The following is a 9629-nucleotide window of genomic DNA, read 5'->3' as shown; positions in this document are numbered from 1 at the left end:
AGAGAAATCTTTCAATAGCCATTGAGCAGTTTCACGCCAAAGCACTGCCTCCATCTGTTTGCGAAAGAAACCAAAATGACCAACGGATTTTTTCATCACATCATCGGGATGCAGATGCCAGTGTTCTCTCTTCAGATTTTTATAGAAGCGATTCAAATCCTGTACAGCAGCAGGTGGTGCCAGGGTATCATCCGCGAAGCTGATCACGAGTGTGCGTTGTCTCAGCGCTTCAAATGATTTTTGCTCAGCCGGTAATTCATCAAATATATAGTTTCTGTTGCGTGCCCAGCGCGACCATTGTCTGGCAACTTCTTCCGGAAGATCTTCGAACAAATTGAATCGTGAGGTAGGGAAATAACCGAACAACCGGGTGAGTACCGGAATAAGAATATACCAGAACAAGAGAAGCTTCAACTTCATGATGAAGCCCGGATAATTTTTCCAGTAAGGTGTTTGTGAACCGATCATCACAAAAGCATCGGCTTGATGTGAAAGGTTCGCCATACCAATAAGCTGGCCTCCTATGCTATGCCCTGCAATGATCAACCGCGCATGTGGGTGCTCGTGCGAAATATAGCTGATCATGGCATCAACATCGGCAGACCAATCGTGCATGTCGTACAATACATCTTTCAAATTTTCAGGACGCGAATTTCCTATACCACGATAGTCGAAGGTATATACATGAAATCCTTCGTTCGCAAGCCACTTGGCAAAGTCGCTATAGAATTGTTGTTTTACTCCTGTGGCGGAGTTGATGAGCACTACCCTTTCATGGGGGTGCTTGGCAATAAAGCAGGTAGCGGATAAATGAATGCCATCGCGCGCTACAACGGTTAGAACTTCTTTCATAAGGGGATCTTTCAAGACACATAGTACTTGATAACCCTGTTGAAAGTTTCGTTTGTCGCTTAAATGTTTACACTAGTCCCACAAGCCTTTCCCTTTCGAAAGACTATATCTGCCTGCTCCCAGAAAAGCAATTGTGAGCGCTATAGATAAGAAGAGCATGTTGGTTTCAATCATCCACCCGCCAAAATCATTGCGCTCGAAAACAAGATCACGATGCGCTACTACAATCGTCATCAGCATATTGATAACCATGATGAGTGCAGCCAGTCTTGTTTTGTAACCTATAATAACAAATATGGGTGCTATAAATTCTCCGATGATACTGCCATAAGCAAGAACTGCCGGAAGGCCGGCAGTTTCTACTAATCTTTTAACATGTTCTATGTCGGTAAATACTTTGAAGACTCCATGAAACAAAAGTATACCTCCTCCGGCTAATCGCAGTATACATTTACCCAGGTCGTCAAGCGGAAGTTTCATTGGTATACTCTGTCTTCAGCCAATCATGTAACTAACCCGTTACCGAGACTTGCTCTACTGAATCTTTACTGGTTAACGGATAATCGAACAGACCATATTCCTTTATGGCTTCTTCCACTTTATGCGGAACAAATTTTTCCCAGCCGTTCTCTCCTTTCCGGATCATTGCCAACACATTGTCGGATATTATATGAAGTTTGCGTGTATCCGCATCGTTTACATCTTCGAGCTTGTTGTTCTCCATCAGGTAACGGAACAGGCTTTTCAGATTATTCGGAAGATCTTCTTCGAAATCTTTCAATGTAAAGAGCTCAGTAGAATCTTTCTGCAATGCCGGGTATATATATAGTTTTACGTTCGAGCCGAAGAGCGAAGCAAAACATTCCAATATTCCACCGCGTGTGTTTTCGTATGTCTTTTCATCAAACACTTTTTGCAACGCATATATACCCATGATGATTCCTATCTTTTTACCTTTTGTAATTTTCGACAGGTAATCTACGAGGCGGTAATATTCGAAGTAGTTTGATATCAATACATTTTGCCCTAGCGAACAGAGTATATCTGCACGATGGAGAAAATCTTTCTCATCGATCTTTCCATCCGGACTCAGGTCATTCAATGTAAGCTCGGAAAGCAACACGATCTTGGAGCGATCAACATCCTTCTCCTGTTTGAAATGCCTGCGCGAAGTAAGCAGCATGTCCACATTCACATGGGTCGGTGGACGGAAGCGGCCGCGAAGCACCAGCACATTCTTCTTATATAGTTCGTCCGATGGTTGCATCACGTTACCATCCGGCCCGAACATAGCAGCCTTGGTTAAACCATTCTTCACCATCTTCAATGCCATGAGGCGATTGTCTACATGCTTGAAGTCTGGCCCTGAAAGGCGGAACATATCGATCTCAATTCTTCGTGGTGTAAGCCCATCGAGCAACGACATCAGTATATCTTCCGGGTCGCTCATAAAGTTACAGGCGTACAATAAATTTACACCTACAATACCGAGCGCAAGTTGTTGCTGGAGCTGATCGGTATCCAGCATCTTTACGTGTATCACGCAATCATTCGGTTCGCTCTTCGGTGTAAGCTGGAACCGAAGTCCTATCCATCCATGTCCCTGGTTGGTGCGTTCGTAGTTGAGAATCTCTACCGTATCGGCAAAGGCAAAGAACCTGGTGTTCTCTATGCGATGTGGCAAACGCTCTGGCAATAAAACATACTCGTGATCGAGCATTCTCTCCAGGCGATCTTCGCATACATATCGATCGCATACGCCATAGATCGCATCACTGAATTTCATGTCATAGGCCGACATGGTCTTTGCTACAGTTCCGGAAGCTCCTCCAACTTTAAAAAAGTTCGCTGCCACTTCCTGTCCCGCACCTATCTCAGCGAATGATCCGTAAATTGATTTACTTAAATTGATACGCAGTGCCTTTTCCTGCGTAGTGAGTTTTCTAAATTCTTCCATAAGCCTGTCTCCCTGCTTTCGCGTCTAATTTACCGTTAATGCCAAATGGTTGAAAGTTAAATGTACTTAAAGTTATAAGCATAACTACACTCAACCTTGTAAAGTTTTGATATGTAGGATTTTGCCTCTTTTATAAAAAATAAAGGGTAACGTTTAGCGCTACCCTTATCCAAGTTCATCAATCGATCGCGAATTTTTCATTTGCCTGGCGTTTGATGTCTTCCCATTCATCAACCGGTGGTGGTGTACCTTTATGAAACTCCTGCAGCAGCCATTGCACCAGGTCTTTCTTCATGCCGAATTGCGTTACGGCTTCTTCACAAAACTCGATCTCGTGCGGGTCCACTACATCATCGGCATATACCATTAACACCAGGTCGTATAGCAGGTTCATCCGATCGTTATGATTATCCGGTACGTTGATACTATATTTCTCATTGCTGTCAACCAGTTCCTTTACCTGCCGGTCTTTCAGTCCGTAGCGCTTACCAATTTTATACAGCAGCGCCTCTTCCTTTTCGTGCATGTGTCCATCCACCTTGGCAAGTGCCAGCAGATTTTTAATGTGATTCTTTTTATACGATAAATACTGGTGCTCAAAAAAGCCAATCATAGTGAGGTTGTTTTTTATAACGTGAATTGAAATTACGATGCCGGTAATCGATAATCAACATTTACGGTTGATTTATATACTTAGTCTACCCAATTACCCACGAATAAATTTGTATCACGCGTACCGTGATTGTTACGGTTAGATGAGAAGATGATTTTTTTACCATCGGGTGAAAACATCGGGAATGAATCGAATACTTTGTCGTAGGTAACTTGCTCCAGCCCTGTGCCATCATCATTCATCATAAAAATATTAAACTCGAAGCCGCGTGTACCCTTATGGTTGGAGGAGAAGAGTATCTTTTTACCGGAAGGATGGTAAAACGGAGCCCAGTTAGCTTTGCCCAGTTTTGTCAGCTGACGCAAACCGGTGCCATCGGTATTGCAGGTATATATCTCCATTTCCGTAGGTGCTACCAAACCTTGCTTGAGATATTTCTGATATTCTTTTTTCTGTTCTTCTGTTTTAGGACGAGAAGCACGAAAGACAATTTTCTTACCATCAGGTGAGAAGAATGCTCCGCCATCGTAGCCTAATTCATGGGTGATCTGCTTTACGCCCGTTCCATCGATGTTCATGGTATATAGGTCGAGATCACCATTACGTGTTGAAGTAAAAACGATCTTATTACCTTTCGGTGATACGGTTGCTTCAGCATCATAACCTTTGGTGTTGGTTAATTGCTTTCGAATATTTCCTTTGAGATCGGCAACAAAAATATCGTATGAATCATAGATCGCCCACAAATATTTACCTCCGGGTTTACGCTCGGGTTCTTTAGGACATTCTTTACTGCCAAGATGGGTTGATGCGTACAGTATAAGAGAATCTCCGGGAAGAAAATACGAGCACGTAGTTCGTCCTTCGCCCGTGCTGATACGATCAGGACGATTGTCTTTCATACTGGCATCATCAATCGCAGTATAAAATATCTGATCGCATTGTAAACCCCATGAACGATTGTTGGATTGAAAGGTAATCTTCTTGCTATCGAAACTCCAGTATGCTTCTGCATTGTCGCCACCGAATGTAAGCTGACGAAGATCTTTTATATGACGTTCCTGCGGATATAGCAATGAATCTTCTTCGATTAATACATTGGACAGATTACGATCTGCTTTAGACGAAGAGATCAACAACACGTATACAAGCGCTGCCGGCACAAGAAACTTGGAGGTCATGAGGGTATAGGGTTTCTGCGAAGATATATCGAAAAACTCAGGCGGCCGCTGCGGCTTCCTGTTCTTTCAACGCACGTCTCAGTATTTTTCCAACGTTGGTCTTCGGCAATTCTGTTCTAAACTCGATGTGCTTCGGTACTTTATAGTTGGTGAGATTCTCGTGGAAGTATGCTTTCAATTCTTCTTCTGTCAGGCTTGGATCCTTCTTCACGATGAATACTTTAATTACTTCACCGGATTTTGCATCGGGCACACCTATAGCAGCTACTTCCAATACTTTCGGATGCGCAGCTATAACATTTTCAATTTCATTCGGGAAGACATTGAAGCCCGATACCTTGATCATATCTTTCTTGCGATCAACGATCTTGAAATATCCATCTTCATCCATCTTGCCTATATCTCCTGTGCGGAACCATTCATTATGGAAGAAAACTCCTTCGTTATCTTTTTCCCAATAGCCAGACATTACCTGGGGTCCGCGTGCGCAGATTTCTCCTACTTCACCTTGTGGTAATTGATTCCCGTTGTCATCAAATATAGCAACCTCTGTACTTGGCATCGGTAATCCTATAGTGCCCAGACGATGTTTTCCATCGAGGGGATTACAACACAGTACAGGCGATGTTTCACTGAGACCATAACCTTCTACCAGTGGTTTACCGGTAACTTCTTCCCATTTTTTTGCAACAACATCCTGCACGGCCATGCCTCCTCCTACTGCGCCTTTCAATACCGTGAAATCAAGATCGCTGAATCCAGGAGTATGCAACAAGCCATTGAATAACGTATTCACACCGGTAAGGATCGAGAACTTATACTTCTTCAATTCCTTCACAAAGCCTTTCATGTCACGCGGATTTGTAATCATCACGCTCTTTACTCCGGTGCTGAACATCAGCAACCCATTTACCGAAAGAGCAAAGATGTGATACATCGGTATAGCGGTAATGATAATATCGCTGCCATCTTTCGACATATAGGGTCTGAACCATTCGGTGATCATGGAATTGTGCGCGATCAAATTCCCATGCGATAGTTTCGCGCCTTTTGCTATACCGGTAGTGCCCCCGGTATATTGCAACACCGCTATATCCTTTACAGTAACTTCTGTCTTGGTAAACGACAGCGTAGCTCCCTTACGAAGAGCTTCCTTAAACGGAATTACATTGGGAAGATGATACGCTGGCACCATCTTCTTAACATACTTTACTACAAAATTTACCAGGGAGCCTTTTATACCACCCAGCATATCGCCCAGTTCGGTAACAATAATATGCTTGATCTTGGTGCTGGCTAATATTTTTTCGAGGTGGCTCGCAAAGTTTGCTACAATAACAATGGCAGAAACGCCTGCATCTTTAAACTGATGCTCCATCTCTCGCGGAGTATAGAGCGGATTGGTGTTTACAACGGTGAGGCCTACACGCAGCGCTCCGAAGAAAGCCACCGGAAACTGTAGCAGGTTGGGCATCTGTATAGCAATACGATCGCCTTTCTTTAAACCAAGACTCTGCAGATATGCAGCAAAGTTTTTGGAGAGCTCATCTATTTCGCTAAAGGTTATCTCCTTTCCCATGTTCACAAAGGCCACTTTATCGCGGTACTTCGCACAACTTTTCTCAAAGAGATCTACTAGCGAGCTATAGTCATACAGATTGATTTCATGCGGGGTGCCTACGGGGTAATGTTTAAACCAAGGAAAGTCCTTCATAACACTCTATCTTAAAAATTTTCTTTTTCTTAGATTCCCAAAGCAAACGATTGTCTGGCAGCAAATCAAATTAGATCACAAGATTTATATCTCGCTGATTGATTAGCAACTATTTAGAAGAGGAACACGTGGAAAGTCACGAAGGCGATAAAAAAATAAAACCCGCCCCTCCTAGAGGGACGGGTAGCTCTGAATAACTCATTAACCTAAACTGAGCTGCTGTAGGAGAAGGATTCGAACCTCCACGGAGCGGTTAGACGCTGACCTGATCTTGTCTGTTTAAGACGGGATCAGGGTGCATTGCTTTATTCCGTTTACCTCCACCCCCGAGACCGGAGGGCATGTCTGCCAGTTTCAACACCCTACAATATAGTTGTGTGATGGTTTTTGTGTGTGGTGCCCCTCCCGATAGTTATCGGGAAGGGACTTTGCTGTAGAGGGAGGGCTCGAACCTCCACGGAGCAGTTAGGTCGCCAAAGGCTGGACTTTATCCTGTTCTCTCCACCCCCGAGACCGGAGGGCATGTCTGCCAAATTCCAACACCCTACAATGTTGTGTGTGGGTCCAGTGTGTGTCTTTCAGTGCGTCTCGTTGTAAATTATGTAACAAAGTAACACCATAACTGCTCCATGGATCAATAAACAGTAAGAATATTTGTATACTTTTCAATTTTATTTAGTATTTTTGAATTAACCTTAAAACGCAAATTTTTATATGGCCGAAAATTATAAAGTTGACAATGTGGATTTGAAGATTCTGGAGATTCTAATGCAGGATGCCAAGAAGCCTTATACCGAAGTTGCCAAAAAAGCTTTTGTTTCAGGCGGGACTGTTCACGTACGCATGAACAAAATGGAAGAAGCGGGGATTGTTGAGAAGACCACGTTAAAAGTCAATTATGCAAAGTTGGGCTATGATATCACCGCCTTTATTGGAATCTTCCTTCAAAAGAGTGCGCTGTACGACCAGGTAATGGCAAAGCTGAAAGCAATACCGGAGATCACGAGCATTCATTACACCACAGGTAATTACTCTATGTTTACCAAAATCCACTGCAAGGATACCAACCATTTGAAACAGGTATTGCACGATAAGATCCAGCAAGTGGAAGGCATTGAACGAACCGAAACAATGATCTCGCTGGAAGAAAGTCTGGATCGAAGTCTTAATCTGACTTGATTAATCCGGTAGCGCGCACATCCTTGTAAGAATGACTTTGAAAGGCTTTATATACCGATAGAAAACTTCTATGGGGAAATAAACTGGCCTGAGAACCTAAAAATCTCATTTTTGTTATAGCTTTGTGGGTTTATAATCAGTCTAAATAGACTTTGTAAATGAGTAAAGATAATCAGGTGTTAGAGGAGTTAACCTCCAGGGAATACGAGCACGGCTGGACCACCAATATCGAGACCGATTCTGCTCCAAAAGGGTTAAATGAAGATATAATTCGCTTTATATCTGCTAAGAAAAATGAGCCTGAATGGCTGCTGGAGTGGCGTTTGAATGCCTATCGTCAGTGGACCAAGATGAAGGAGCCAACCTGGCCAAATGTAAAGTACCCTCCTATCAATTACCAGGATGTGATCTATTACTCTGCCCCCAAGCAGAAAGTAACTCCTAAAAATCTCGAAGACGTTGATCCGGAATTGATCAAGACCTTTGAGAAACTGGGTATATCTCTTACAGAACAAAAACGCCTTACCGGTGTAGCAGTAGATGCCGTAATCGACAGCGTTTCAGTTGCCACTACATTCAAGGAAACACTGGGCGAACTGGGGATCATTTTCTGTTCATTCAGCGAAGCTGTATTGAAGCACCCTGATCTGGTGAAGAAATATATGGGTTCCGTTGTACCCGTTAACGACAACTATTTTGCCGCCCTCAACTCAGCTGTATTTACAGACGGTTCGTTCTGTTATATACCAAAAGGCGTTCGTTGCCCGATGGAGCTGTCAACATACTTCCGCATTAATGCTGCTAACACCGGCCAATTTGAAAGAACACTGATCGTGGCTGATGAAGGTTCTTATGTTAGCTACCTCGAAGGATGTACGGCCCCTATGCGTGATGAGAATCAGTTGCACGCAGCCGTAGTCGAAATATATGCCATGAAAGATGCACAAGTAAAATACTCAACTGTGCAGAACTGGTATCCGGGCGATAAAGAAGGTAAAGGTGGTATCTATAACTTCGTAACAAAACGTGGACTTTGCTTTGGCGATAACTCCAAGATATCATGGACTCAGGTAGAAACTGGTTCTGCAATTACCTGGAAATATCCCAGCTGTGTATTGAAAGGCGATAACTCCATGGGCGAATTTTACTCCGTGGCTGTTACCAACAACTACCAACAAGCTGATACCGGTACGAAGATGATTCACATTGGTAAAAACACCAAGTCACGCATCGTATCAAAAGGTATATCTGCCGGTCACTCACAGAACAGTTACCGCGGTCAGGTACACATCATGAAACGTGCAGAAGGTGCACGCAATTTTTCTCAATGTGATTCATTGCTGATGGGTGACAAATGCGGTGCACATACCTTCCCCTATATAGATGTTGAGAATAATTCTGCTAAGATCGAGCACGAGGCTACTACTTCCAAAATTGGCGAAGATCAGATCTTCTACTGTCTGCAACGAGGCATCGATGAAGAATCGGCTGTTGCCCTGATTGTGAATGGTTATGCGAAAGAAGTGCTGAATCAACTGCCAATGGAATTTGCAGTAGAAGCACAGAAGTTGCTGGCTTTAACGCTGGAAGGAAGCGTGGGATAACAATATAAAAACAAGACTATAATTTTTACTAAGACGCGATAGAGATGTTAACGATAAAGAATCTGCAAGCAAAAATTGGGGAGAAACAAATTCTGAACGGAATAAACCTGCAAGTAAAGCCAGGAGAAGTACATGCTATTATGGGTCCGAACGGTTCCGGCAAAAGTACACTGGCATCTGTACTCGCAGGTCGTGAAGAGTATGAAGTAACCGGTGGTGAAGTGGAGTTTCTCGGCAAGAATCTTTTAGAGCTTGAGCCGGAAGAACGCGCACGCGAAGGTGTATTTCTTGCCTTTCAATATCCGGTAGAGATACCAGGGGTAAGCACCATCAATTTCATGAAGACTGCTGTTAACCAGATACGTCAACATCGCGGACAACAACCATTGGATGCTGTTTCGTTTCTCGGTCTCATGAAAGAGAAAATGAAACTCGTAGAGATCGATCAGTCATTATTGAATCGTTCACTCAACGAAGGGTTCTCCGGTGGTGAGAAGAAACGTAACGAGATCTTCCAGATGGCAATGCT

Annotated in this window: 9 protein-coding genes; 3 read left to right on the top strand and 6 right to left on the bottom strand. The window is 43.4% G+C overall.

Features of this window, described 5'->3' with window-relative positions; translation table 11 throughout:
- The 6 genes from VIN08_RS21785 to VIN08_RS21760 form a co-directional block, all read right to left on the bottom strand.
- Nucleotides 1-852: alpha/beta fold hydrolase (locus VIN08_RS21785; protein ID WP_331969744.1), on the bottom strand; the 852-nt coding region annotated here is incomplete at its 3' end.
- 72 nt (nucleotides 853-924) lie between these two features.
- Nucleotides 925-1332: a DoxX family protein gene (locus VIN08_RS21780; RefSeq protein ID WP_331969741.1), complete on the bottom strand. Its 408-nt coding sequence runs from the start codon at nucleotides 1330-1332 to the stop codon at nucleotides 925-927.
- Between the two features lie 31 nt (nucleotides 1333-1363).
- The gene (locus VIN08_RS21775; protein ID WP_331969738.1) at nucleotides 1364-2809 is read right to left on the bottom strand and encodes a TonB-dependent receptor; all 1446 of its coding nucleotides are present in this window, start codon (nucleotides 2807-2809) and stop codon (nucleotides 1364-1366) included.
- A gap of 178 nt (nucleotides 2810-2987) precedes the next feature.
- Nucleotides 2988-3422: a TerB family tellurite resistance protein gene (locus VIN08_RS21770; protein ID WP_331969735.1), complete on the bottom strand. Its 435-nt coding sequence runs from the start codon at nucleotides 3420-3422 to the stop codon at nucleotides 2988-2990.
- A gap of 80 nt (nucleotides 3423-3502) precedes the next feature.
- Nucleotides 3503-4603, bottom strand: a complete 1101-nt coding sequence (locus tag VIN08_RS21765) for a hypothetical protein (RefSeq protein ID WP_331969733.1) — start codon at nucleotides 4601-4603, stop codon at nucleotides 3503-3505.
- 37 nt (nucleotides 4604-4640) lie between these two features.
- The gene (locus VIN08_RS21760; RefSeq protein ID WP_331969730.1) at nucleotides 4641-6317 is read right to left on the bottom strand and encodes an AMP-binding protein; all 1677 of its coding nucleotides are present in this window, start codon (nucleotides 6315-6317) and stop codon (nucleotides 4641-4643) included.
- A 714-nt stretch (nucleotides 6318-7031) separates the two neighbouring features.
- Between VIN08_RS21760 and VIN08_RS21755 the strand changes: the two genes are divergently transcribed.
- From VIN08_RS21755 to sufC, 3 genes are all read left to right on the top strand, one after another.
- Nucleotides 7032-7496: an Lrp/AsnC ligand binding domain-containing protein gene (locus VIN08_RS21755; protein ID WP_079688822.1), complete on the top strand. Its 465-nt coding sequence runs from the start codon at nucleotides 7032-7034 to the stop codon at nucleotides 7494-7496.
- A 158-nt stretch (nucleotides 7497-7654) separates the two neighbouring features.
- Entirely contained in the window at nucleotides 7655-9100 is a 1446-nt protein-coding gene (gene sufB / locus VIN08_RS21750; protein WP_331969723.1) for a Fe-S cluster assembly protein SufB, read from the top strand.
- Between the two features lie 44 nt (nucleotides 9101-9144).
- On the top strand, nucleotides 9145-9629 hold a 485-nt coding region (sufC, locus tag VIN08_RS21745; RefSeq protein WP_331969720.1), incomplete at its 3' end, for a Fe-S cluster assembly ATPase SufC.

Origin of the sequence: Ohtaekwangia sp. (genome assembly GCF_036568665.1) — a bacterium.
GTDB lineage: Bacteria > Bacteroidota > Bacteroidia > Cytophagales > Cyclobacteriaceae > Ohtaekwangia.
This window is presented reverse-complemented; position numbering and strand designations above follow the sequence as displayed.

Coding starts and splice junctions, on each gene's coding strand:
- sufB (WP_331969723.1), top strand. CDS start 7,655: ATGAGTAAAGATAATCAGGTGTTAGAGGAGTTAACCTCCAGGGAATAC.
- VIN08_RS21770 (WP_331969735.1), bottom strand. CDS start 3,422: ATGATTGGCTTTTTTGAGCACCAGTATTTATCGTATAAAAAGAATCAC.
- VIN08_RS21780 (WP_331969741.1), bottom strand. CDS start 1,332: ATGAAACTTCCGCTTGACGACCTGGGTAAATGTATACTGCGATTAGCC.
- VIN08_RS21775 (WP_331969738.1), bottom strand. CDS start 2,809: ATGGAAGAATTTAGAAAACTCACTACGCAGGAAAAGGCACTGCGTATC.
- VIN08_RS21765 (WP_331969733.1), bottom strand. CDS start 4,603: ATGACCTCCAAGTTTCTTGTGCCGGCAGCGCTTGTATACGTGTTGTTG.
- VIN08_RS21760 (WP_331969730.1), bottom strand. CDS start 6,317: ATGAAGGACTTTCCTTGGTTTAAACATTACCCCGTAGGCACCCCGCAT.
- VIN08_RS21755 (WP_079688822.1), top strand. CDS start 7,032: ATGGCCGAAAATTATAAAGTTGACAATGTGGATTTGAAGATTCTGGAG.